We start from the raw sequence: 24,244 nt of genomic DNA on the forward strand, positions 1-24,244 counted from the left end.
GGGAGGGAGCTGTATGGGGCTGGATAGAGGCGAGAAAATATTTAACGTTTTTAACGTGTTATTCATGCTGTTTTTTATTGCCATCATCGTATTACCCTTGATCAATATCATCGCCCTCTCGTTCAATGACGGGTATGACGCGATGAAAGGGGGCATTTATCTATTCCCGAGAGAATTTACGCTGGTAAACTATGAAACCATATTGAAGGATACGACCATTTACAGAGCGTTTGGAGTTACGATAGCCAAAACTGTAATCGGTGTCATCGGGCACTTGGTCATTACAGGGGCCGCAGCCTATGCTCTGAGCAAGTCTTATTTGCTGGGAAGGAAGATATTCATCCGTATGGGCGTCATCACGATGTTCTTCTACGGCGGAATGATTCCGTCATTTCTGGTGGCCAAGTCGCTAGGTCTGACGAACAGCTTCTGGGTGTACATTATCCCCGTGCTATTCAGCTTTTACGACATGATCATATTAATGAACTTCTTCAGGAGCTTGCCGGAATCGATTGAAGAATCAGCCAAGATTGACGGGGCCAGTGTATTTCAGGTGTTCTTCAAAATTATTGTCCCGCTTTCTTTCCCGGTGCTGGCGACGATCGCTTTGTTTCACGGGGTATACCAGTGGAATGATTTCTTCGTGGCTAAGCTGTATGTAACGGATAAGTCGCTGTATCCGATTCAATATTATTTATATCAGCTGTTAACGAGCGCAGGCGCTGCGAACTCTGCCAAAGCGGGAGTGTATATTTCCAAGGCATTTACGACTCAATCTTTACAGCAGGCTACGATGATCGTTACGACCCTACCTATTATGCTGATTTACCCTTTCCTTCAGAAGTACTTTATTAGCGGCATGCTGGTCGGAGGAGTTAAAGAATAATGATAAAAGCGAGGGAGAATGTTATGAAGAAATCGATCACCCTTCTGACTCTGGTTGCATTAGCAGTGTCGTTGACAGCCTGTGGCGGCAAGAAGACAAGTGAAAATTTGCCGGACTCGAAGATTGAAGTGACCAAAGATACACCGAGCTGGAAGAACGACAAGGCAAAGGCTGACCTTGACTGGTACATTAATTTCGATTGGTTTGCTCAAGTCTGGGGCAATGATGTGTCTTCCAAATATATTACGGAGGATACCGGAGTAAACATCACTTACTTGGGCGGCAGCGACGACAAGCTGAACACGATGATGGCCTCCGGAGATCTGCCGGACATCATTACTATGGATGGAAGCAACCCATTTGTTAAAGATGCCGAAAAATTTGCGATTCCGCTGGATGTGCTGGCCGAGAAGTATGACCCCTATTTCATGGAAAAAGCGGCCAAGCCGGAAACGCTCAAGTTCTTCACCAGGGACGACGGCCATATTTACGGGTATCCTAACTTCTCGAATACGAAATCGGATTATGAGAAAGGCGGCATCTATGCCAATCAGGGATTTCTGGTGCGGAAGGATATTTATGAACAGCTCGGCAAGCCTGATATGACCACGCCGGAAGGATTTATTTCGGCATTGGAAGCTGCGCAGAAGCTGGGCGTGAAGGATGAACTGGGAAAAACGATTATTCCGATCGGGGTGACTCCTTTTACGGGAGATAGCTCTGAGAAGAACGGGGTATTCAATAGAACGCTGGCCGATTTTATCGGAGTCCCTATGTTGACGCAAGACGGCAAATATTATGACCGTTATACAGATGCAGATTTTCAGAAATGGCTTAAAGTGTTCGTCGATGCCCGGCAGAAGGGGCTGGCAGACCGGGACATGACTACGATGACCAAAGATGACAAGGATGCACGGCTAACGAATGGCAGCTACTTCGCCTATTTCGCTGCGGACCTGAACAGTGAGACGGATACGATGACCGTTTGGGCGAATGAGCACCCTGGCAAGGAGTACATTGTCGTTAACGGGCCAACTTCTACGACAGGCAAGAAAACCGCATTGCCGGGCACTTCCATTGAAGGCTGGACACAGACCTTTATTACCAAGGATGCCAAGGATCCGCAAAAGGCGATGGAGCTCCTGACTTATCTGGTTAGTGAGGAGGGCAACAATGTCATGAACTTTGGCCGTGAGGGCGAAACCTACACCATCAAGGACGGAAATCCTGTCTTGAATGCAGATCTGTTGGAGTTCAAGCAGACCGACCCTGCCGGCTTCGAGAAGAAGGTCGGCTTGACCACTCATCTGTGGCTGCAGGATAGTGCTCTGCTTTCTAGGCAAATGGGAATTTCGCAGTTCCCGAAGGCTTTGCAGCAGGCTAAGCAATGGACTCAGGATTACGTGGTGCCGCAATTCGAATTAGCGAGTCTGGATGTATATTTATCTAAAGAATCTTCCAGAAATAAAGAGAAGATCGATCAGAACTGGTCGCAGACGATCGCCAAGATCCTGGATGCCAAATCGGAGAGCGAAGTCGATCAGGCGATGAATGACTTTGTCCAATACCGCAAGGATAATGGCTACGATAAATTGGTGGAAGAAAGAAATAATCAAATCGCAGCCAATAAGAAGAAGCTGGAGTAAGCTTAAGATTACAAGAAGAGGACTCTCCTATCCGAGAGTCCTTTGCTAATAGGCATATTCTTGATATGCAGCCAATTGCGCTGTTTTGTTCAAGGCCGTCTCGTCATAGAAGGCGCAGCGGATCAGCACGTGCTCATGAACAACCCCCGCCGACCAAATTTCAGGTCGTAGGTGGTTGTTATTTTGTTTCTGGTATATCGAGCAGAGTGGCTGGCGAAAGATGGGATAATATATCACCCATACGGTTAGAATAACGGTACTTTAACAAAGGTGAACTACTATAACCAGTATTGGCGATAGGAGGAGGTGAGGATGCAGACACGTTCTACTTCGAATGGCAACATCGAATTTAAAGATCGCACTGCTCTGGTTACTGAGTTAGATCTCAATATAAAGGCTCTCAAAGGAGTATTAGGTGAAGCCGATGACGTTTCGTTTCGCTCGTTTTTGATCGGCGGAACGATCAGGGCCGAACTCGTCAATATTCCTAGCATGTCGAATAGGCAGGAGATCGACAATAACGTCTTGAAGCCTCTCATGCAATCTGGGGATGTATTAAGCAACGATTTGAAATCTGTCAAAATGCGCCTCCTACCCGTCATGTCTGCCGATGAGGCTGCGACTGTTGAGGAATGTGCAGGGCAATTGATCAAAGGATATCCCGCACTCCTTGTTGACGGTTGTACCGGGGCTTTACTTTTAGGACTCGTTCAATGGGACAAGCGCGGTGTAGAAGAGCCTCAGACTGAAACATCGTTGCGGGGGCCGCGCGAAGGCTTCACCGAATCGATCACGACCAATCTCTCGCAGTTACGACGGAGAATCCAGAGTGTGAAGCTGCAAGTAAAATCGCACAGCATTGGCAGCTATACGGGGACTGAAGTCTGCATTGCTTATATTGACGGCTTGGCTAAACCTTCCTTATTACATGAGGTACGAAGTAGGCTCGAGCGTATCGATATTGACAGTGTATTAGAGACTGGGTACATAGAAGAGCTGACAGAAGACAACCCATACTCGCCGTTTCCACAGCACCAATTTACGGAACGAGTTGATGTTGTTACAGCGAGCTTGCTCGAAGGCCGCATCGCTCTCTTGGTCGATGGCACGCCGGATGTGCTTATCGTTCCCGCGACGCTGGCAACGCTTCTGCAGGCTGCAGACGATTATTACAACCGGGCAGTATACTCCAGCTTTTTACGGTTTTTGCGGTACTGGACGCTTTTATTATCCATGATACTTCCGGCAGTGTACGTCGCGATATTAAATTTTCATCATGAAATGGTGCCAGGTAAGTTGTTGGTAAGCATTGCCTCAGCGCGTGAGGAAATCCCGTTCCCGACTTTCGTAGAAGTTATAATGATGCAACTCGCGTTCGAGGTGCTGCGTGAAGCCGGGCTCCGTCTTCCGCGGCAAATCGGTTCAGCTGTTACGATCGTCGGTGCGCTAGTCGTAGGAGAAGCCGCTGTGTCGGCCGGGCTCGTGTCGGCACCAATCGTCATTATTATTGCGTTCACGGGCATTGCGGGGTTTACGGCTCCCCATTATTCTCTGGAGTTCGCCATTCGTCTATTGAGACTGCCACTTATCATACTTGGGGGGACGCTGGGCTTGCTCGGTGTGTCGTTTGGCCTTATCGCCATTGCGACTCATCTGTGTATGCTTCGCTCTTACGGTGTCCCCTTCTTGTCTCCTTTCGCGCCTTTTGTGCCAAATGAAATGAAGGATACCATGATTCGAGCTCCTCGATGGAAAATGTCAAGGCGTCCCGGTTTTACGAGTTTGAAGAACCGCCATCGACTTGCTCGAGGGCAGAAGCCGGGCTCAGACAAAGGAGGTGGGAACTGACGGATTATGGAGAGAAGATTATCAATCATCTGGACGAATGCTTGTAAGAGTGTATTACTCATAATGGCAACAACCGTTTTACTGTTTTCGACGGGCTGCTGGGATCGAAAGGAAGTTAATGATCTGGCGATTGTAAGGACTGCTGGTTTGGACCTAAAGAACAATGGGGAGATTGAATTGTCACTGGAGATTGTGATTCCTAAGGAGGGAGGGGGAAAAACACAACAGGGCATGAGCAACTCTAAAAGTAGCGGTTCGACTTTGACTTGGTCCGCTTCAGGAGCAACTGCGGCGGATGCTGCTTCTGAGCTGCAGATTAAGCTGTCCCGCACTGTTTATTGGGGGCAGCTTGAAATATTGGTCGTCGGAGAGGCGTTGTCTCGCAGCCAGCTTAGGGAACAATTGGATTATCTTGTCCGCGACAGCAATGTTCGTCTGCGGGTTCAGCCATTCGTCTGCAAGGGGACAGCACGCGATTTTCTCGCTTCCGCCCCCCCGCTCGAAAAGACTAAAGCGGATTTTCTAGGTGGTGAATCCGAGCAGCTCTTTCGTAGACCCATAACACTTAATAACCTTGTACAGAATCTCGGAAATATCTCAAATGAGGCATTTTTACCTTACGTCGATACTACGCAAGACGGCGAGGAAAGCGTCCCCTATGTGAAAGGTTATGCTGCCTTTTCTAGTTACCGTATGGCCGGATTGATTCAAGGAGAGTCCTACTCTGGGGCTAAATGGATATTGGAACAAGTGAGCGGCGACGTTGAGACGGTGAAGCTGGAGAGGCCCTCTTCTCCGCTCATTTCACTTGGAGTCCTTTCTTCCAGCACCCGGATCGATCCTAAACTTGTGGGAGAAATACCGCGTATGGACATTGTGATTGAAGCCGAAGTGAGCCTCATGCAAAATACGACTCGCTTTAAAACAACTGATTCGAAATTTATTCGCAATGTCGAAGAGGCGGCGGTCGACAAAATCCGCCAAAAGGCGGAGACAACTATCAAGCAAGCCCAAAAGATGAGGGCTGACATTTTCGGCTTCGGCGAAGAGATCGAACGCCACAATCCACGGAAATGGAAACATATCCAAGACCAATGGGAGCGAATTTATCCTTCGATACAAGCCAACGTGCAGGTTAAGGTGAGAATCCGTCAAATTGGGATGAACAGTGTGCCCGTCGGCAAATCCTGAAAAGAGGTGTGGAGGCAAGTGACTTGGGTGAAGGTGGCGGGAACAACCTTTGCAACCGCCTTGATGGTTTGGGCCGAATGGCGTTGTCTGGGAAACAAGCAAAAAAGAGAGCGGGTGTCGTTGATCGCCGTCACAGGTGTTGCATGGCTCATGGCTGTGCTCGTACTTCTATTTCCCAATATGCCAGGACCGATCGATATGTTTAACAGTATATTTAAGCGGTTGACTTCGGGTTGAAGTGAGGAGCGTTTTCTGATGATAGAGAAAGGTAAGATTTCCGCGGCGCAGCTAGGTCTTCTTTTTTATTCGGTAATGGCCTACGACGGAATCCTGTATATTCCGAAAATAACGGGAAAGGAAGCCGGGCACGATTTGTGGTTATCACCGATTTGGGCTCATCTGCTCGGTTTGCTATTTGTACTAGCGATGCTCCGGCTCAGCAGCATGTTTCCGAAGGAAACCATAATCCAGTATAGCGAGCGGCTGCTTGGAAATTGGCCGGGCAAAGCCGTGGGGCTTGTAGTCATACTATACGGTATTAATCTGACGTCTGTTGTATTGAGAGAATTTGGCGACTTTATTTCGGCCGTCTTTTTACGAAAAACACCACCTTTTATCGCCATTGGGGGGATTGTCTTACTTGTAACCTACGCCGTTAGAGGAGGTCTGGAGGTTTTAGGACGGCTAGCACAACTGTTCCTGCCGCTAACTTTCTTGGTGTTCGGACTGCTGATCATCTTGTCAATTCCGGAATGGGAAGTAAATAATATCTTGCCAATTATGGGCAACGGGATCGTTCCTTCCCTTAAGGGGGCCATTACTCCTTTGAGTTGGTTCGCCGGATATATAATGCTCGGACTTTATTTTCCGTTCGTATCGAACCAGAGAAAAACGACAGCGTATGCCATATTAACCTGGTTTGGGATTATGGTTACATTGTCTGTCTCTGGACTCATATCCATTTTTCTCTTTGGCAAGCATGTCAGCACATTGAATTATCCATTTATTGAGGTCGTTCGATATATAGGGTTCGGTAAATTTATCCAGCATGTCGACGCTCTACTGCTGATCGTTTGGCTCCCCGGCACGTTCATTCAGTTAACCTCCTATCTGTACACGGCATCGTTGGGGGCGAGTCAGTTGCTTGGACTCACACAATATCGCCAGCTTGTGTTACCAATAGGCTTGATTACACTGGTGATGAGTATGTGGCGAACTTCCGGCATTGACAAATTCGAAACATATTTGGGAACAAGCCAAGTAATATTTGATTTCTTCTACATCGCTCTTGGCCTTCTCCTTTTCATCACGGCATGGATTCGAAAGCGTGTAAAGCGGCCGTAGTGAACGATTGTTGATTTGTCAGCGCATGATTGGAGCCGCCTCTAATGTCTCGGAAGATTTGAGACAAGCGATTGGAATCGGCAATGACACTCCCTCCGCTCTCTGCCATTAGCAGGTCTACGGCTTCCCAGCACAACATGGCTGCATAGGTCATATCCGTCTGAAGCTGTGCAATTTCCTTTAAACTGAATTGTTCTGCATTTTGCACGTGACGCTCCAAATTGCCAATCGTTCGACTGATATGAAGATGAGCGGACTCGACCTTCATAGTCGCAAGTCCTACTTTACTCTGAATATGGCCAACAGCCGCTTGAGAAGTATGGATGGTCATTGTAATTCCCTTTTGAGGCGCTTTTTCAACAAAATACTCGACAGCCCCTCTGGCAAGTCCGAGAATCGCGCTGATGCCAGTTGTTATGCTGGTGATTAGCTGTACATAAGGCCTATATCTATCACGCCCATTTAATTCTACAGGCAAAGAACCCACTTGTTTCATGTCCTGGGTGACGACATAATTTTCTGGAATAACGCCATTTATTATTTTTAAACTATTACTTGCGGACCCTTTTAAACTCATCGTATACCAATCGTCTACAATTGTGACTTCACTCATTGGGACAACGGCCAACATCATTCCCAAATTCTTGCTTTGTTGTATGGACTCTCTGTCGTTCAATTTTAACAAAGCATGGGTTGCATGTTTAGAACCCGAACCGAAACCCCAAAATCCTTCCTCTACCAAATAACCTCCGTCTATTTGTTTCACTACCGCTTTGCGTGCTTGCAAGACAGAACAAAAACGCACTTCCTCTTCCTGGTTGAAGATTGAACCTAGTAACTTCGTTTTTAATACCTGAACTTTGGGTATCTGGTGGGGCCCAGAGGGTTTTACTACTAAGCTCCAACAGTTTGAAACTACCGTTATGCTAATCGACTAAACTGAAAGATCAAAGGCATTCCGAGACTTCAAAATGAAGTCAGGAATGTCTTTTTGTGAACGTACTAATATGACAGGATATCAAATAAGGTTATCTTTAACACTTTTCTATCTAACACCATTCATGACAGCGATCAGCCAGTGACTGTAACTCATTAAACATTACGCCGGCATGGTAGCCGTCGCACACGGCGTGGTGTAATTGGACGGATAAGGGAAGCCATATTTTATTGTCCTGCTGTACATATCTTCCCATAGTGAAAATGGGTAACAAATAGGCACCCTCATTGTAAATATTCAGATTAAATCCCGTAAAGTTCACCCAGGGAATACTGGAAACAGGGAAGGTATTCGGTGGTTCATTGGATTTGGCGACATATTCACATGATCACTACCGTGGTCAACACACACAGGGAATTTCGCACCTGTTTGGATGCCGGAGGCATTAGCATGAAAAAACCTTTTTCAACCTGTTCCTTTACTGTATAATTATGGATGCGACTAAACGAAAAATGGAGAGGTGGATCCAATGCGGAAACCGATAGATGAACCGTTATTTTATTCGTATCCTGGAATGGTGGCGGTGGTCACATCCCGTCATGAGGGGGTGCAAAATGTAATGGCCTCAGGCTGGCATACCTATATTGGCTCGTCTCCCGGGATATACGGCATATCGCTGCGAAAGGAAACGTATTCTTACCATTTGATAGAGCAGAGTAGGGCATTTGGGGTCCATTTTCTACCGGGTCATCGATCCGAGTGGATACAGGCAGCAGGTACATTCAGTGGAAGAGATACGGATAAATTTTCAAAGTTCGGCATTATATATGAGGATGGGATCAAGGTAGATGTACCCATACTGACCGATGCTTACTTTGCTTATGAGTGCAAGGTGATCGATATCACAACGTACGGAGATCATGAATGGATCGCGGGCGAAGTGATGCAGCGGTATCAGGACCCGGAGTACTTTCTGGACAATGGGATGGTGAACTTGGATAAACTGCAAATTCCCATGTACGTGGGACGCTCCTCTTATCGGATACTCGATGGCAGTTCAGAAGAGAAAATTCATCCATTTTACCTCTAGAGTCCTAGGCACCAAGAAGCAATTATGAGCAAAACTTTCAATCCCACAAGAGATAGGTTTATAATGGTTATTGGCTGCGGAGCAAGTCGGCAGCCTTTTGCTATTGGTTCACGCACACATTTCTGATCCAAAGAGTTCTGCTTATAAAACAAAATCAGGCTAGGTAATATTAGCCATTCCATGAAAAATGCTGTATTTCACGACCAAATTAGAGTATGATTTTACAGCTGTATATGCTTGGCAGGAAAGGTTACATCGGTTCATGTGATTGTAACTATTATTGTAATTTGTGAAGATTCTTTCGGGCGTATAATGCTAAACGGGAGATCTAGAAAATATAAAGAACATCGTAAACAACAATATGTTTTAGAAATACGTCTTCTTTATGTTGTAAATGAATGATGGAAGGTGCAATACGTATGTCAATGACAACCAGAACCACAAGGAGTTATCAAGCGCCCCGGACACCAATGATGTCTACTTACCGTAACAAGGAGGGGCATGCATGTCACAATCATTGAAAAGCAAGCGGCATATGAACGGACTGGATGGCTTGCGAGCCATCGCTGTGCTTGCAGTAATAGGGTATCATTTGAATTTAAGTTTTATCCCGGGCGGTCTGCTCGGTGTAGGCATTTTCTTTGTTCTCTCAGGTTATTTGATCACAGACATCCTTTTGACACAATGGCAGGAGCAAGGCCGGATATCGCTGGGTGATTTCTGGATTCGAAGAGTTAGGCGCCTGTTACCCGGGATGCTCACCATGACTGCAGCGGTAATGATCTGGCTGTTATGCACGGACCCTTCCCGGCTCGCTGCCCTGCGCGGTGACATTGTCTCGGGCGTATTATACATAAGTAATTGGTGGTACATCTTTCATCACGTTTCCTATTTCGAAAGTTTCGGCCCGCCTTCACCCTACGGACATTTCTGGTCGCTGGCGGTGGAAGAACAATTCTATATCGTATGGCCTCTTCTACTGGTTGCGGCGATTCTCTTGTTCAAAAGAAAGGGATGGCTGGTCGTTTTTATTGTCGTGGCAGCCGAATTGTCAGCAGGTGCAATGGCCATCATGTATAATCCGGATCTGGACCCGAGCCGTGTTTATTATGGAACAGACACAAGAGCATTTGCTCTCCTGGCAGGTGCTGCACTGGCCGTGGTATGGCCGAGTCGCAAGCTGTCGTCGTCCCTTGCCAGCATCCATCGGAACGTTCTGGACCTATCAGGGGTAGCTGCGCTGGCTCTGTTAATCTATATGATGCTGAATAGCAGTGAGTATGATCCTTCATTATATCAAGGAGGAATGGTGCTTCAGGCGATAGCGACGACAATGCTCGTAGCTGTATTGGCTCATCCTTCATCCTTTCTTGCGCGATTCATTGGCGCTAAGCCAATGCGCTGGATCGGGGAACGGTCTTATGGACTATACTTGTGGCACTATCCTGTCATTATTCTAACAAGTCCAGCGGTAGACACCGGCGGAGCACATCCTGTTCGAATGGTTTTGCAGGTTGCAGCAACGGTTGCGCTTGCCTCCTTGTCACTTAGATATATTGAAAATCCAATTCGTTATAACGGATTCCGTGCTTCCTGGTCCCGTTTATGGGGAAGAGGAAAAGCAACGGGTATCCGTAATGTATGGTGGAAGCGCGCCGGATTACTGATGAGCATTCTGCTGATGTCATTTACCGTGTCACAGATGATGATCACTTCTGCGGCGAACTCCGATTCCCATTCGGTATCGATGTCTACCGCCCTGAATGGAGACCATTCCGTTGTGGAGGAAAGAGGGCAGGATGTTCTCCCGGCAGCAGTGAATACGCCGGTTTCCCGCAACAAACCTGAACCGCAGAAAGACGATATACCTGTGGAGAATGCTGGAGACTCATCAGGCAAAGGGGAGCAGCAACCAACGAAGCCCGATAAAACTCCAGAGCCAGAAGAACCGAAATCAGGCGAGGAGAAAGGGACCGCCCCTGACGATTCGAACAACACAGTGGGTCAAGTCAAAGGTAACAACGATCAACGTGATCCAACTGATAATTCGGATGGGAGCGGTAACCAACAACCCGAAGATCCTGTCAATACGTCTGAATCGTCCAAAGACGAAGGGGAAACAGCCCCTCCAGCCAAAGATGGCAAGGTTCATTATACAGTCATTGGAGACTCGGTTATTCTGGACGCGAAACCTTATCTCGAACAAAATATATCGGGAGTTTATGTGGACGGTCACATCGGACGTCAGATGTGGGAGGCTGCCGATGTTCTGAATGGCCTGGAGAGAAACAACCAATTGGGCAGCAGGGTTGTACTGGAGCTGGGAACGAATGGTTCATTTAATTCGAAAAGCCTGAATTCCGTACTGGATAATTTACAGGATGAAAAACACGTGTATCTGGTTACCGTACGGGTACCTCGTCCGTGGGAAAGAGCAGTCAATAAAGCGTTGAATGAAGCATCTTCCGACTACAGTAACGTTTCACTGATTGATTGGCACAGTGCAAGCGAGGGACATGACGAATATTTTGAAAAAGATGGTGTACATCTAACCACGGAAGGTTCGGAAGCTTTTGCAGCACTCGTGAAAGAAAGTTTGAAATAATTCAGCACTTATCTATTCATTTATCGGGGAGCTCTCATCGTGAGGGCTCTTTTTATATGGAAGTAAAGATGGCTTAATCAACTAAGGTATCCGATATTTTTCACCCCTGCATCCGTGGATCGTCACCTTACAGAATGTTAGCGTTACCATTTACAATAAGTGTAATCAAATCACCAAGGGGGATTCAAGTGATGTTGAAAAAATGGCTTTCAGGAATAATGGCTATGGCGTTGTTTTCCATCGTTCTGGCTGGTTGCGGCGGCGGTGACAGCTCAGAAGGTAGCGGCAGCAAGGATAAAGTAACCGTCACACTCTGGCACAATTGGACCGGGCAGGATGCCAAAGCGGTAGCGATGCGTAAAATTATTGATGACTTCCGTGCGTCACATCCGGATATCGAGGTAGTGGATGAAGGTCTGCCTACAGATGGCCTCAAAACCAGACTTCGGACCGTGGCGGCGGCTAATGAAATGCCGGATTTGTTTGTTATGTGGCCGGATGCGATGACCAAGGAATTTGTAAAAGGGGATCTGCTGCAGCCGATCAATGCCGAGTTGGACGCAAAGCCGGAGTGGAAGGACAATTTTATACCTAACGCGCTGGACGGATATACCGTGGACGGGAATATCTACTCTGTGCCGATGAATCTGGCACCAAGTTCCTTCATCTATTACAACGAGGGGCTGTTCAAACAGTATAACGTGAAAGTGCCTGAGACATGGGCCGAGCTGGAACAGGCGATTGCTACGTTCAATGAAAACAAGGTCATACCAATGGCGCTGGGCAACAAGGCGAATTGGGTAGCTCAATCGACCATCTTCAGTACGCTGGCTGATCGGATTACGGGTACAGACTGGTTTCTGAAAGCAGCGACACAGGATGGCGCGAGCTTCACCGATCCGCAGTTTGTTGAAGCGCTGAACAAAATGCAGGAACTTGGCAACAGTAAGGCATTCCAGGACGGATTCAACAGTATCGACGAGACTCAAATGATGCAGCTGTACTTCCAGGGCAAAGCGGCCATGGTCATGAACGGTGGGTGGGCGCTGGCGAACCTGGTGAATAACGCACCTGAAGATGTGTTGAAAAACACGCACATTACAATTCTTCCCCCACTGGATGGAGGTCAGGGTGAGCCGAGAACAACATCCGGTGTTGTAGGAACCGGGCTGGGTGTGAGCAAAAAGCTGGAAGGCGCCCAAAAGGATGCAGCCATGGAACTGTTCTACGCCTTGGCAGGACCTGATGGTCAGAAGGCCACACTGGACAGCAGTACGCTGGTCAGTTACAAGATCGATCTGGACAAATCCAAGGCACATCCATTGTTCGTTGAATTGTACGATCTGATGCAGGAAGTGAAAATTAATCCGGTTTACGATTCCAAGCTGGGATCGGCAACGGTTGAAGTCATTAATAACGGATTGCAGGAGCTGCTCATGGGCGGGAAAGCCGAAGATATTGCGGCTAAAATTCAGGCTGCTCAGGCGAATGCGGTTGGTAATGAATAATCGATAGATAGGTCATGGATTGAATCATGAAAGTAAGTAGACCAATGACTATGATCGATGAGGATTGGTCTGTTTGTGCCCCTTCCCGGCAGGGGAGGGGTTTTCATTTACAAGGATGGAGTGCACAGGTTGGAAAGGCATATATGAAGGGAAGTGAGCGAAATGAACGCACTGCGCAGTCGGCGTTTTATTATGCTGGGGCTTGCTCCGGCAGTCATTATTTATGCGTTGTTTGTATTTGTGCCAGTTGTGTGGTCAGCGTATTATGGCTTCTTCAACTGGTCCGGTATCGGAGAATCGAAATATATTGGTCTGGATAACTATGTGGAAATATGGCATGATCCCGTATTTTGGCGGGCACTGAAAAATAACGTTATTTTTGTTCTGGCGTCGGTATTTGGACAAATTCCGTTGGCGCTGATGCTCGCGGTCATTTTACACAAAAGCAATCCATTACAGCGCTTCCTGCGCTCAGCCGTATTTCTGCCGATGGTATTGTCCACGGTCGTCATTGGCATGATCTGGCAATATATCTATCATCCGCAGATCGGGATACTGAACTTCCTGCTGGACGCACTCGGGCTGGAGAGTTGGAAGCTGCAATGGCTGTCCGATGACAAAATCGCGATTTTCTCGCTGGTGCCGCCGCTGCTCTGGAGCTTTGTCGGCTTGTATCTGATTATCTTCATCTCGGCACTGCAAAACATTCCAGGCGAGATTCATGATGCCGCCAAGATTGACGGTGCATCGGGACTTCGCAAGCTGGTATCCATTTCTTTGCCCATGATTTGGGGAACGGTTCAGGTGGCAATCATTCTGTGCATCTCGGGCAGTCTGAAGTCCTTCGACCTGGTGTACATCATGACCAAAGGTGGACCGGCTCATGCAACGGAGCTGCTTGCTACGTATATGTATAATTCAACCTTTACAACGTACCGTTATGGCTTCGGTAGTGCCATCTCAACGACCATCGTGCTGATTTCCCTGCTGCTTATTGGAACAAGCCAGTGGGTAACCAGTCGCAAACGAAAAGAGAACTAAAGGAGAGGGGGAACTTTAATGAATGTGACACCGGTATCAATGCCATCGCCTGGACGTACGACAGGTTACTCGGCTCACCGCTTGCGCAGCGGAATTGTTTGGACGCTGCTGACGGTCTATGGTATTTTAACATTGTATCCGTTTTACTGGCTCGTGATCAGTGCGTTCAAGACGAATGAAGATTTCTACAGCAGGCCCTTTGGTCTCCCGGAGAAATGGAACTTCGAGAACTTCAGCAATGCTTGGGAAAGTTCCAAGTTGGGCACGGCATTTGGCAATTCACTGATTGTGTCCGTTGGTTCACTTATTTTGACGCTGTTTATTGCAGCACTTTCTTCATTTATATTGGCACGCTTCCAATTTCGCTGGAAAGGGCTGATCATGACCTTTTTTGTTGTGGGCATGCTGATTCCCATTCATAGTACGCTCGTTCCATTGTTCATTCTGATGAAACAGATGTCCCTGCTAAATACGTATTGGGCGCTGATCCTGCCGTATACGGCGTTTGCATTGCCAACCGCAATTTTTGTGCTTACTGCCTATTTGACAAGTGTACCGCGCGACATTGAAGAGGCTGCATTTATCGATGGAACAGGTCTTTGGGGATTGTTCACCCGCATCATGCTTCCGATGTCTGTTCCTGCCTTGTCAACGGTCACGATTCTGAGTTTCCTGCATGCGTGGAATGACTTTTCATTTGCACTCGTGTTTATTAACAAAACCGGATTGAAAACGTTACCGCTGGCTATTGCGAATTTTGCTGACGGTTATCAGACGGATTACGGATTGACGCTTGCTGCCATGACGCTGTCGGTGATTCCGACCATTATTCTGTACCTTGTATTCCAGGAACAGGTCATGAAAGGCATGACAGCAGGAGCTGTCAAAGGTTAAACGAACGCGCATCCAGAGGAGGGAAAAGGTTTGGGACGCTGGCTCACATCTTCGTTGCAGAGGAAGCTCTCGGTTGTTGTGACGGCTTCCATGATTGTGCCGCTGCTGGTGCTGGGTCTGTTCGCCTTCCTGATCTCTTCCCGCATCACAGAACAAAAAACCAAGCTGTCCGGCATGGATACGCTAAAGCAAGTAGAAGCGAATCTTCGTTACATGCTTCAGGACGCAGAGAACCTGTCGATTTTCCTGATCGGGGAACGGGATATCCAGCAGTATCTGAGCCGTAATGAGGACCATGAGCTGGACCGTGTCGATATCCTGGGTAGGATGACCAATCTGGCTGCCTCCAAAAAATATATTGCCAACATTGCAATCTATCCGGACCGTTTCGATGCAACACTGACTACGGCTACATGGTATGAATCATCCAATGTAGCTTATCCTCCTGCTCCACATGGAGATGCGGTCAAAGCGTGGACAGGTGTCTATCCGGTTCAGAATTATGCGGGTATCCAAAATGTAATCACATTGGTTCGTCCCATTCGCAGTATCCATGACTATCGGCCGATTGGATGGCTGGCGATCAGCCTGGATGAAAAGGCGATCTCCAAAGACTGGGCCGCGCTGGGGCTGGGTAGGGGAGAAGGGCGGCTTGAGCTGATTGGACCAACTGGAGAGATTTTGTCTTCCATGGATAAATCCCGTCTTGGAAAGTCACTGGATCAGATTGAACCGGGTGTACAGACGCTGATTCAGCAAGGGGGTAGCGGAACGACCACATATGGCAGCGGAGAGGATAAACGTACTTTGCTCTATTACCCGGAACAGCTGACAGGGTGGACGTTAACCGGAACAGTACCTTATGACCAATACAAGTCGGAAAATGGCTATATCCTTATTCTCACTGCGATTGCTGTTACCATGTCTGCTGCGATCAGTGCCGGGCTTGTCTGGTTTACCGTACGCCGTGTGACAAGACCGCTCCGGGTACTGACCCGACATCTGTCCCGGATCGATCCGGATCGGCCGCTGCCTTTGTTCCGGGCCGAAAGTGATGATGAGATTGGACGGCTAGGAGAGAGTTATAATCTGCTCGGCGCACATATCGAAAGCCTGAAGGAAGAGGTTATACGCGGGGAGGCTCGCAAGAAGGAAGCTGATCTTAGAGCCCTACAGGCGCAGATCAATCCTCATTTCCTGTATAACACCCTTTCGTCCATCCATTGGATTGCCTTGATGTCGGAAGAGAAAAAAATTGCAGATATGGTCGAGGGATTGAGTGATTTCCTGCGTATCAGTTTGAATCAGGGTAAGGAATACTGCCCAGTAGGACAAGAGATTGCCCATATTCGTCACTATGTCCGCGTGCAATCCATCCGTTTTCCCGACAAGTTCGCTGTGCATTATATTGTTGATCCGGCACTTGAACAGCGGATGATGCTGAAATTGCTGCTCCAACCGCTTGTAGAGAATGCGATGATTCATGGCATTCAACCGAAAGAAGGCATGGGAACGATTACGATTATGATCCGCCAGGACGAGGAACGGCTGAATGTGCTGGTGCTGGATGACGGTGCGGGCATGGAGGCGGACAGGCTGGATCAGATTAGACATAGTCTTGTGCCATCAGATGAGCAAGAGCAGCATCATTCAAACAACCTTTGGACGGAAAAAGAGCCAATGCAGCAAGTTTCTCAAGGTGGTTACGGACTCCGCAATGTGAACGAGAGACTACTGCTTCATTATGGAGCTGAGGCACAGCTTGAAGTGGACAGCCGGGTCGGTGGTGGAACCCGGATTTCATTTTCCATTCCAATCCTGGAGGAATCGCCATGAGATTACTGATTGTTGACGATGAAGTGATTATCCGCACAGGGCTCGCCAGTGTAATCGCCTGGCATGAACTGGGGATCGAGATTCTCCCGCCAGCAGCCTCGGCAGAAGAGGCGTTAACACGCATGGCTGATGAGAGGCCGCATATTCTTATGACGGATATTCGGATGACGGGCAGGACGGGGCTTGAACTGGCAGAGGAAGGGCTGAAGTTACTACCGGAACTAGAGGTTATTATTTTATCGGGATACGATGACTTCTCTTACGCTCAGCAGGCAATTCGGCAAGGTGTGACGGATTACCTGCTCAAGACGAGCAAGCCGGAGGAAATTATCAAGACAGTGCTCCAGGCCAAACAACGGATTACCGAACGATGGGCTGAAAAATCAAGAGAAGGACAGCTGCTTCGTGAGAACAGACAGCGTCTGTTCACTGAATGGATCATTAATGGAGACGTTGAATCCGGCCCATGTCCTGTATTTCTCCAACAGGGAATGAATGTACAATCGGATTGTTATTCTGGCAAAGAGCAGATACAGAGACAAGTTCTGATCTTGAAAGCGGCAGGCTGGAGTCGTTCATCGGCTGCATTACTCAACTTTGCCGTGCAAAATATGCTGGAAGATGTTCTGCCAGGTGCAATTGCTCACGTGCAGAAGAACCGAATCATCTGTGTAGTACAGTTACCGCTGAACAAGCAGGAATTCCAATTTACGCTGGGCATTGCATTAAACCGGATTGAGCAGCTGTTGAAATGTACACTGCGTGCAGCAGCAGGTTTACCCTGCTGGGAGATCGATCATCTGCATGAGAGCTACCGGACAGCTTCAATGGCGTACCGTTACCATGGGTTGCTCGAAGACAGGATATGGAAATATGAAGACGTCATGCACCGTAAAGGCGGCAAAACGGTTCTTCATCATGAGGAAGAAACCACCTTGGGGACCATATTACTGGATAACGACTCGATTATGCTCACCACATGGATACAAGAACTGATAGCTGAGCTGATGCTGGACCCGGAAGTTACACCAGAGTCCTTCGATGCCTGTTTGCATTCCGTGGTGAATGCTGGACAGCGTTGGCTGATTCGTACGATGCGTGCCATCGGTAGAGAAGATCTGGAACGGTTCGAACCGTGGATGCCAGACCCGGATGCAGTGGCTGGTGAGCTTCGGGACCTGCTATTTCATCATTTATATGGTCTGATGTATGCATACCATAGTCAAATGGGGCAGGGGCGGACTACGCATGTACAGAAGGCGATTGCTTATATGGAATCCGGCTTGGCACAGGATATTAGCCTGCAACATGTCGCAGGCCAGGTTCATCTGCATCCGGGACATCTCAGTGAGCTGTTTAAGAAAGAAACAGGTGTCACTTTTGGTGATTTTGTAACAGAGATGCGAATTCGGCGGGCGATGGACATGTTAGTGGTATCACCCGCGAAAGTAAGTGAAGTCGCTGCCATCAGCGGTTATGAGGACGTTAAGTATTTTAGCAGACTGTTCAAAAAACACACAGGCAAGACTCCGAGTGAATACCGTGAGGAGGCATTGTCGTACAAGCCTTCCTGAAGTTAAACGTGAACAAAATACGAATGAAGTCATGTTGTTATGCAAACGTTTTCGTTAACTAAAGGATCTGGGGAGCGAGGCAAAGGATGAAGATGAATAGTTCAAATCAGGAATTATCAGGACAGTGGAAGATTCAACATTTCGAGGTAGGAGAGAAGCGGGCCATGGATGTTGCAGCGGCTGCGCTGGATGATCGATTCTGGATCGGAGCAGAGGTGCCAGGGGATGTGCACTCCGCGCTGGTGGAACGCTGCATTATTGATCCGCCCTACTACGGGCACAACGATGCCAAGAGCCGTTGGATCGAACAGAAGGAATGGTGGTATCGCACCAGTTTCAATCTGGTGAAGGCTGGGGAGACGGAGGAGTCCTTCGAGTTGGTCTTCGACGGGCTGGATACGTTCGCCACCGTTTATGTAAACGGGCATGAAGTTGGGAAAACGGCCAATATGCTCATGTCCCACAATTTTGATGTCACGACACTCGTTCGTCATGGCTGGAATGTTATTGCTGTGAAGTTTGATCCCCTTTATCTGCATCACCAGGACAAGGAGACGTTCGATTGGTCTTCGTATACGAAGGAGCGGCCATGGTTGCGCAAAGCAGCGATGAATTTTGGCTGGGACTGGGGTCCGCGGATGGTTACCGTAGGAATCTGGGGCGGGGTTCGGCTGGAGAGACGAACGATCGCGAAACTGGAAAACGTATTTGCCCGTACTGAATCAGCCAGCAAACAGCAGGCGGTTGTCCATGTCACTGCTGACGTGAAGTCCGTATTGTCTTTCCGCAGCAGACAGAAGCGTGAAAAAGCTGTAGCGATGTCATGTGATATACGGTTACTGGATGCGGCTGGACAGGAAGTAGCACGGACTGCCGATGTTGTTGTGAAAGATGGTCTCGCAGATACAACACTGGAACTGGATTCACCGCAATTATGGTGGACGCATGACCTGGGTGAACCTTACTTGTACAGGCTGGAAGTTGCGTTATTTGCAGATGGGGTGGAAGTAGACCGCTACAAGGAGCCCTTTGGGGTACGCACCATTGAGCTGGCCCTTCATAATGAACAGGGTGAGGATGCCTTTACGTTTATCCTGAACGGAGTTCGTGTATATGCCAAAGGAGCTAACTGGATTCCGGCCGACCATTTGATTGGTGCAATCCCTGCCTCCCGGTATCGTGAACTTGTCGAGTTGGCCGTGGAAGGACATATGAATATGCTGCGTGTCTGGGCAGGAGGCATATATGAGAAGGATGTCTTCTACGATGAATGTGATCGGCAAGGCGTACTGGTATGGCAGGACTTTGCTTTTGCCAACGCCTTATTCCCGGACTTCAATCGTGACTTCATGAACAATGTACGGGATGAAGTTGAAAATAATGTCCTGCGCCTGCGCAACCGTGCTTCGCTTGCACTCTGGTGTGGCAATAACGAAATTGACTGGCTCTATGACATGAAGTCTGCCAGTGGAGATATCACCAGCCCCTTCTATGGGGAATTGATCTACCATGATCTGATCCCGGAAGTGTTGGAGCGTCTGGATTCGTCGCGTCCATACTGGCCGTCTTCACCGTTCGGAGACAGCAACGGCAATGATGCCAACGACCCGGATGTAGGTGACCGGCATAACTGGCAGGTATGGCATGGTTCGGTCTATCCGCGAAAACACGGCGAGCAGCCACTGCTGGATTACAGTATTCAAGGTGTGACATTCAAAAATTACAAAAAGGACAATGCCCTGTTTAGCAGTGAATTCGGCATGCATGCCTCGGCCAACCGGTACACGTTGGAGAAAAATATGCCCGCAGGACAGTTCTATTGGGGAAGCCCCGAAATGGCCTATCGGAATAAGGATACCAATCATCAGAAAGGCATTCTCCTGATGGAAGGATATACGGGTATTCCACAAAATATTGAAGAGTATATGAATTTTTCCATGCTGACACAGGCGGAAGGATTACGATATGGCATTGAGCATTTCCGGCGGATCAATCATCGCAATAGTGGAGCACTCGTGTGGCAGCTCAATGACAGCTGGCCGGGCACAAGTTGGTCCATGATTGACTATGAGCTGCTGCCGAAAGCCTCTTTTTATTACGGGAAAATATTCTTCCATCCCATTCTGTTGTCGTTGGAACATGAACCGGGTGAACCGCTTAGACTATGGGTTGTGAATGATACACGGGTGAATCTGAACGGGGAGCTTCAACTCAATGTCTATGAACTGAATGGGGAGAAAGTGTATTCCAGTTCGCATCATGTGGAGACAGGTGCACAATCCTCCGCTCGTATTGCAGAGCTGAGCGAAGCGGAAGTATTGGGAGGCAGACCAGCAGAAGAAGTGATGGTTGAATTGGTAGCTGAAGGTTTCACAGCACCACTCAATCGATATTTCTTACGTGATCCGAAGGATGTTAAGCTGCCTCAATCCCAGCTCAGTGTGCACGTGAACGAAGAAGAGCAGTCCGTATCGGTTACCGCCATTGGAGCAATTGCCAGGTTGGTGAAGCTCGAACTGCCCTATGGACGCGTTCGTTTCAGTGATAATTATTTCGATCTGCTCCCTGGGGAGAGCCGTACGGTACGGCTGTGTCATCCCGACAAGCTGTCTTTACCCATGACAGAGTTGCGGGTAAGTGCCATGAATGGTAGTGAAAGCTGATTCTGTTTCTGTTTCGTATTGGTTATCCCTCAATAAAAAGAAAACAGCCGATTGTTCCCAATAGGGAGTCATCGGCTGTTTGTTGGTAAACGCTGTACGTGAATACAAGCTCCGTTATTGAAAAGATTCGTACCGCTGCTGAAATGAAGACTCCATTTCGAGTTGTCGGGCCAACTGTTGTTTCACTTTTTCTCCACGGATGGCTTGCAGCTTCTGCAACCGTTCTGTGGACTTGAATTGGTCAACTGACATGGCAATAAGCAACTCGGAGAGCACATCAGCATCTTCCAGTGCTGCGTTTAGTCCAAATGCGCCCGTCGGAGTCATCGTATGTGCAGCATCGCCGATTAATACTACATTGTCCTGCGCCCACGATTCGGCGAAACTGCTCTCTACGGATAACAAAACAAAATCACTCCAGGTCCGGATATGTTCGGCAACCGAATCAGCGAGACAGGGGAAGGCTGCCACAAGTTTCTGCACAAACGGAGCGAAAGGCTGTTCGCGCAACTTGGTGAAGGCCCCTTGCGGTATGTTCCATCCAATCTGCACATATCCTCCGAATTGGGAGAATAACGCCAGCTGCTGACCATCCATGCTGGCCATTCGAACCGCGGGTTCCCAGCCTGCTGGAGCAGGAATTCGAGCCCATAACAGGTCGTACCCATGTTTACGGATATCGGAGGTTAGACCCGCTTGTCTGCGTACAGCTGAATATCTGCCATCTGCACCAACAATAACAGCTGCTTCAATGGAAGCAGGCCTTCCTTCCTGCCGAATGTTGATGCCAACCGTCTTGTCTGTTTTATCGCGCAACAATCCAGTCATAACGGTATTGAAAAGAATATGTTCGTTCTCCAGTGTCTGCGATTGTGACACAATGGCTTCCAGCAGATGATCCTGCGGTACATGAATGCCTACATGCGATTGCTGCTCATCTGGGGTAATCGTGTGGATAATCTGACCATTCTCCCAGTACTGAATTTGCTCCAGAGGCAGAACACCTCGCTTCGCAACCAAAGAATATAATCCGTACTTCTTCAATAAATCCTCACCATCCTGATTAAGAACTTCCCCGCGAAATGACTTGAGCAGATGCGGCTGGCGCTCGATCAGAATGGTCGATATTCCCTGCCGGTTCAGCAGAAATGAGAGCAGCGCTCCACCTGGCCCGGCTCCCACAATACAAACGTCAGTTTTCAAATGTGTGTTCTGATTCATGTGTAAAATTCCCTTGCAATATAATGGATTCGAAATCATATTACTTTATAATAACAAATTTATAAAAATCATTAAGTAACTAAAAGTAACTTTAATGACATACGTTATTATAAACAAACGAATTAACATATTGCAATAGATGGTTTTAAATCCTCCACTTAGAGAAAGTTCAAGCCTGCATATCCTCTTCTTTTGCAGAATGAGCGCAGGCTTGATATAAAGTGTGTTTTTGTCAAAAAGAATCGTTTGAATTCTAAGTGATCAGTCGGTTGGTTATACGGGCCACGCGCTCTCCCAGAGCTTTACCCAGGGCAGCACCCTGCTCACTCAGCAGATCATCACTATCAACAGGACAAGTCACACCAACACCATAATAGGAGCCATATAAAGCATTATCTGCAAGGTTACCGGGCAATCCAGTGATAATCATGCCCTGATGAAGCATGGGTGTCAGCAAATGAATCAGAGTTGATTCCAGTCCACCATGCTCTGTGGCGATGGTGCAGAATACTGCACCAACTTTGTCTACCAGCTTGCCTTCCGCCCAAAGGTAGCCTAATTTGTCGATCCACTTTTTCAAACCAGAGCTGATGGATCCAAAATGACCCGGACAACCCCAGATAATGGCGTCCATCTCCACCAGCTTGTAAATGTCGGCTTCTTCTGTGGAATGCAGATGAATGGTTGCGCCGTGTACACTGGCAGCGCCTGCCGCAATCGACTCGGCAAGTGCGCGGGTATGTCCGCCCTCACTATCGAAAACAATATAGATGTTCACTGCTTGATCCCTCCCTGAGTGGTTATCTGTTCATGCTATTAGATAGCTTGTCACATGAAACCCTAAAATAAGCATGAGCTTTACAGACAAGTAAAGGGTTTTGGGTAACAAGCGCATTTTTCACAAACAAAATAGTGCAAATATGTTACAATATAAGGTAGGTTATGACCAAAGGCAGGAGGAACGTTTATGAGCCCGGATACGGAGCGAAACTCTCAATTGGCAAATGTCGATCAATTGTTGGAGGCCTTCTTTAGATATAAAAATAAAGTATTGGATCAGCAGCAGAAGAATGAAACAAACTGCAAACTGAATCCGACGAAAAGTCATATATTGGGCATGATTTTACGTGAAGAACGGTGTATGGCTGTTGATGTGGCAAGACAACTCAGTTTATCTTCAGGAGCAACCACGATTGTGCTTAATCAACTGGAGAGCGAAGGGTTGATCCAGCGGGTGCGCAGTGAAGAGGATCGAAGAATTGTATGGCTGTCCTTAACGGAAGATGGGGAGAAGCTTGCAAAAACATTGATTAACAATCGCGGTCGGATGACGTGGGAGCTGTTGCAGGCGCTTACGGAGGAAGAACAGCTTCAGATGTTTGGCATGCTCAAAAAGATTGAGTTGAAGCTGCTGGAAAAAATGAAAGCATTGGAGCAAACACATCGTTAAATGATGTCATATTGGAGAGGCGCCAGCCTTTAAGATTTCATTCCCACTGAGGGACATGAACCTTGAAGGTTGGCGCTTTTTTAATCATAGATGGAATCGCTGAATATGCTCGGTCAGACCTTCCTGTATCAAAATTTCCTTCTGTTTCTCGCCAAGCAGATCAAAATGAGGAAAAGGCTGACGCCGATGAATGTAACGTGGGTTCAGCTCATGTTCCCTGCACCAGTCTTCAAGCCGTCTCAGATCAGCACAGCCTACTTTGGTCACACTGGTAATGCCGGGAAAACGGTTGTCAATCCAGAAATGAGTGAGATAGGCAAGCTCGCCGCGAGATACACGATCTTTCCACTCGGCTAACTCCTGCCGTTTAATTCCAAATGCCATAGACACCAAGTTCCTTTCCAAACGAGTATTGTCCTGAGCATATTGTAACATCTTATATACAGAAAGAATCAATCAGAAATCTTCAACGATTGCTGATATTCCTTATATCTTAATTGAGAATTTGAT

19 protein-coding genes and 1 pseudogene are annotated in these 24,244 nt (G+C 47.8%); 15 read left to right on the forward strand and 5 right to left on the reverse strand.

What is annotated here, in order from left to right:
• The first annotated feature begins 13 nt into the window (after positions 1 to 13).
• From ACFTRD_RS06690 to ACFTRD_RS06715, 6 genes are all read left to right on the forward strand, one after another.
• Positions 14 to 886 (forward strand): carbohydrate ABC transporter permease, encoded by an 873-nt coding sequence (locus tag ACFTRD_RS06690; RefSeq protein WP_379378246.1) that lies wholly within the window; start codon positions 14 to 16, stop codon positions 884 to 886.
• Positions 886 to 2,532, forward strand: coding sequence for a type 2 periplasmic-binding domain-containing protein (locus ACFTRD_RS06695; RefSeq protein ID WP_379378247.1), 1,647 nt, complete (start codon positions 886 to 888; stop codon positions 2,530 to 2,532). The genes ACFTRD_RS06690 and ACFTRD_RS06695 overlap by 1 nt, the downstream gene beginning before the upstream one ends.
• 312 nt (positions 2,533 to 2,844) lie before the next feature.
• Entirely contained in the window at positions 2,845 to 4,380 is a 1,536-nt protein-coding gene (locus tag ACFTRD_RS06700) for a spore germination protein (protein ID WP_379378248.1), read from the forward strand.
• Between the two features lie 6 nt (positions 4,381 to 4,386).
• Positions 4,387 to 5,571 (forward strand): Ger(x)C family spore germination protein, encoded by a 1,185-nt coding sequence (locus ACFTRD_RS06705; RefSeq protein ID WP_379378249.1) that lies wholly within the window; start codon positions 4,387 to 4,389, stop codon positions 5,569 to 5,571.
• A gap of 18 nt (positions 5,572 to 5,589) precedes the next feature.
• Positions 5,590 to 5,808 carry a hypothetical protein gene (locus ACFTRD_RS06710; RefSeq protein ID WP_379378250.1) on the forward strand — a complete coding sequence of 73 codons (219 nt, stop codon included), beginning with the start codon at positions 5,590 to 5,592 and terminating at the stop codon, positions 5,806 to 5,808.
• 18 nt (positions 5,809 to 5,826) lie between these two features.
• Positions 5,827 to 6,915 carry a GerAB/ArcD/ProY family transporter gene (locus ACFTRD_RS06715; protein WP_379378251.1) on the forward strand — a complete coding sequence of 363 codons (1,089 nt, stop codon included), beginning with the start codon at positions 5,827 to 5,829 and terminating at the stop codon, positions 6,913 to 6,915.
• On the opposite strand, the gene ACFTRD_RS06720 is transcribed toward ACFTRD_RS06715, so the two are convergent.
• Both ACFTRD_RS06720 and ACFTRD_RS06725 read right to left on the reverse strand, forming a co-directional pair.
• Positions 6,878 to 7,720: an acyl-CoA dehydrogenase family protein gene (locus ACFTRD_RS06720; protein WP_379378252.1), complete on the reverse strand. Its 843-nt coding sequence runs from the start codon at positions 7,718 to 7,720 to the stop codon at positions 6,878 to 6,880. The two genes, ACFTRD_RS06715 and ACFTRD_RS06720, sit on opposite strands and share 38 nt — an antisense overlap.
• A gap of 244 nt (positions 7,721 to 7,964) precedes the next feature.
• Positions 7,965 to 8,225 (reverse strand): annotated as a pseudogene (locus ACFTRD_RS06725) (CatA-like O-acetyltransferase); the annotation flags it as partial.
• Positions 8,226 to 8,381: 156 nt separating this feature from the next.
• On the opposite strand from ACFTRD_RS06725, the gene ACFTRD_RS06730 reads away from it, so the two are divergent.
• From ACFTRD_RS06730 to ACFTRD_RS06765, 8 genes are all read left to right on the forward strand, one after another.
• Entirely contained in the window at positions 8,382 to 8,942 is a 561-nt protein-coding gene (locus ACFTRD_RS06730) for a flavin reductase family protein (protein ID WP_379378253.1), read from the forward strand.
• A gap of 505 nt (positions 8,943 to 9,447) precedes the next feature.
• Positions 9,448 to 11,547 carry an acyltransferase family protein gene (locus tag ACFTRD_RS06735; protein ID WP_379378254.1) on the forward strand — a complete coding sequence of 700 codons (2,100 nt, stop codon included), beginning with the start codon at positions 9,448 to 9,450 and terminating at the stop codon, positions 11,545 to 11,547.
• A gap of 191 nt (positions 11,548 to 11,738) precedes the next feature.
• The gene (locus ACFTRD_RS06740; protein ID WP_379378255.1) at positions 11,739 to 13,055 is read left to right on the forward strand and encodes an extracellular solute-binding protein; all 1,317 of its coding nucleotides are present in this window, start codon (positions 11,739 to 11,741) and stop codon (positions 13,053 to 13,055) included.
• A 162-nt stretch (positions 13,056 to 13,217) separates the two neighbouring features.
• Entirely contained in the window at positions 13,218 to 14,096 is an 879-nt protein-coding gene (locus ACFTRD_RS06745) for a carbohydrate ABC transporter permease (protein WP_062322023.1), read from the forward strand.
• Positions 14,097 to 14,135: 39 nt separating this feature from the next.
• Positions 14,136 to 14,990 carry a carbohydrate ABC transporter permease gene (locus tag ACFTRD_RS06750; RefSeq protein ID WP_379381210.1) on the forward strand — a complete coding sequence of 285 codons (855 nt, stop codon included), beginning with the start codon at positions 14,136 to 14,138 and terminating at the stop codon, positions 14,988 to 14,990.
• A gap of 30 nt (positions 14,991 to 15,020) precedes the next feature.
• Positions 15,021 to 16,826, forward strand: coding sequence for a cache domain-containing sensor histidine kinase (locus ACFTRD_RS06755; RefSeq protein ID WP_379378256.1), 1,806 nt, complete (start codon positions 15,021 to 15,023; stop codon positions 16,824 to 16,826).
• Positions 16,823 to 18,400: a helix-turn-helix domain-containing protein gene (locus tag ACFTRD_RS06760; RefSeq protein ID WP_379378257.1), complete on the forward strand. Its 1,578-nt coding sequence runs from the start codon at positions 16,823 to 16,825 to the stop codon at positions 18,398 to 18,400. Before ACFTRD_RS06755 ends, ACFTRD_RS06760 begins: the two co-directional genes overlap by 4 nt.
• Before the next feature lie 86 nt (positions 18,401 to 18,486).
• Positions 18,487 to 21,063, forward strand: a complete 2,577-nt coding sequence (locus ACFTRD_RS06765; RefSeq protein WP_379378258.1) for a beta-mannosidase — start codon at positions 18,487 to 18,489, stop codon at positions 21,061 to 21,063.
• Between the two features lie 114 nt (positions 21,064 to 21,177).
• Here ACFTRD_RS06765 and ACFTRD_RS06770 read toward each other — a convergent pair whose 3' ends face one another.
• Together ACFTRD_RS06770 and ACFTRD_RS06775 are read right to left on the reverse strand one after the other, a co-directional pair.
• Positions 21,178 to 22,284 (reverse strand): FAD-dependent monooxygenase, encoded by a 1,107-nt coding sequence (locus tag ACFTRD_RS06770; RefSeq protein WP_379378260.1) that lies wholly within the window; start codon positions 22,282 to 22,284, stop codon positions 21,178 to 21,180.
• 253 nt (positions 22,285 to 22,537) lie between these two features.
• Positions 22,538 to 23,062 (reverse strand): NAD(P)H-dependent oxidoreductase, encoded by a 525-nt coding sequence (locus ACFTRD_RS06775; protein ID WP_379378262.1) that lies wholly within the window; start codon positions 23,060 to 23,062, stop codon positions 22,538 to 22,540.
• Between the two features lie 189 nt (positions 23,063 to 23,251).
• Between ACFTRD_RS06775 and ACFTRD_RS06780 the strand changes: the two genes are divergently transcribed.
• The gene (locus tag ACFTRD_RS06780) at positions 23,252 to 23,734 is read left to right on the forward strand and encodes a MarR family winged helix-turn-helix transcriptional regulator (protein WP_192266095.1); all 483 of its coding nucleotides are present in this window, start codon (positions 23,252 to 23,254) and stop codon (positions 23,732 to 23,734) included.
• A gap of 84 nt (positions 23,735 to 23,818) precedes the next feature.
• Here the strand turns inward: ACFTRD_RS06780 and ACFTRD_RS06785 are convergent, their stop codons facing one another.
• Positions 23,819 to 24,118 carry a hypothetical protein gene (locus ACFTRD_RS06785; protein WP_192266097.1) on the reverse strand — a complete coding sequence of 100 codons (300 nt, stop codon included), beginning with the start codon at positions 24,116 to 24,118 and terminating at the stop codon, positions 23,819 to 23,821.
• Positions 24,119 to 24,244: the final 126 nt, after the last annotated feature.

The organism is Paenibacillus sp. NPDC056933 (assembly GCF_042674385.1).
Lineage (GTDB): Bacteria > Bacillota > Bacilli > Paenibacillales > Paenibacillaceae > Paenibacillus.

What these genes read in the sequence shown, in the direction of transcription:
- ACFTRD_RS06690 (WP_379378246.1), top strand. Translation starts at nt 14, where the DNA reads ATGGGGCTGGATAGAGGCGAGAAAATATTTAACGTTTTTAACGTGTTA.
- ACFTRD_RS06695 (WP_379378247.1), top strand. Translation starts at nt 886, where the DNA reads ATGATAAAAGCGAGGGAGAATGTTATGAAGAAATCGATCACCCTTCTG.
- ACFTRD_RS06700 (WP_379378248.1), top strand. Translation starts at nt 2,845, where the DNA reads ATGCAGACACGTTCTACTTCGAATGGCAACATCGAATTTAAAGATCGC.
- ACFTRD_RS06705 (WP_379378249.1), top strand. Translation starts at nt 4,387, where the DNA reads ATGGAGAGAAGATTATCAATCATCTGGACGAATGCTTGTAAGAGTGTA.
- ACFTRD_RS06715 (WP_379378251.1), top strand. Translation starts at nt 5,827, where the DNA reads ATGATAGAGAAAGGTAAGATTTCCGCGGCGCAGCTAGGTCTTCTTTTT.
- ACFTRD_RS06730 (WP_379378253.1), top strand. Translation starts at nt 8,382, where the DNA reads ATGCGGAAACCGATAGATGAACCGTTATTTTATTCGTATCCTGGAATG.
- ACFTRD_RS06735 (WP_379378254.1), top strand. Translation starts at nt 9,448, where the DNA reads ATGTCACAATCATTGAAAAGCAAGCGGCATATGAACGGACTGGATGGC.
- ACFTRD_RS06740 (WP_379378255.1), top strand. Translation starts at nt 11,739, where the DNA reads ATGTTGAAAAAATGGCTTTCAGGAATAATGGCTATGGCGTTGTTTTCC.
- ACFTRD_RS06745 (WP_062322023.1), top strand. Translation starts at nt 13,218, where the DNA reads ATGAACGCACTGCGCAGTCGGCGTTTTATTATGCTGGGGCTTGCTCCG.
- ACFTRD_RS06750 (WP_379381210.1), top strand. Translation starts at nt 14,136, where the DNA reads ATGCCATCGCCTGGACGTACGACAGGTTACTCGGCTCACCGCTTGCGC.
- ACFTRD_RS06760 (WP_379378257.1), top strand. Translation starts at nt 16,823, where the DNA reads ATGAGATTACTGATTGTTGACGATGAAGTGATTATCCGCACAGGGCTC.
- ACFTRD_RS06765 (WP_379378258.1), top strand. Translation starts at nt 18,487, where the DNA reads ATGAAGATGAATAGTTCAAATCAGGAATTATCAGGACAGTGGAAGATT.
- ACFTRD_RS06770 (WP_379378260.1), bottom strand. Translation starts at nt 22,284, where the DNA reads ATGAATCAGAACACACATTTGAAAACTGACGTTTGTATTGTGGGAGCC.
- ACFTRD_RS06780 (WP_192266095.1), top strand. Translation starts at nt 23,252, where the DNA reads ATGAGCCCGGATACGGAGCGAAACTCTCAATTGGCAAATGTCGATCAA.
- ACFTRD_RS06785 (WP_192266097.1), bottom strand. Translation starts at nt 24,118, where the DNA reads ATGGCATTTGGAATTAAACGGCAGGAGTTAGCCGAGTGGAAAGATCGT.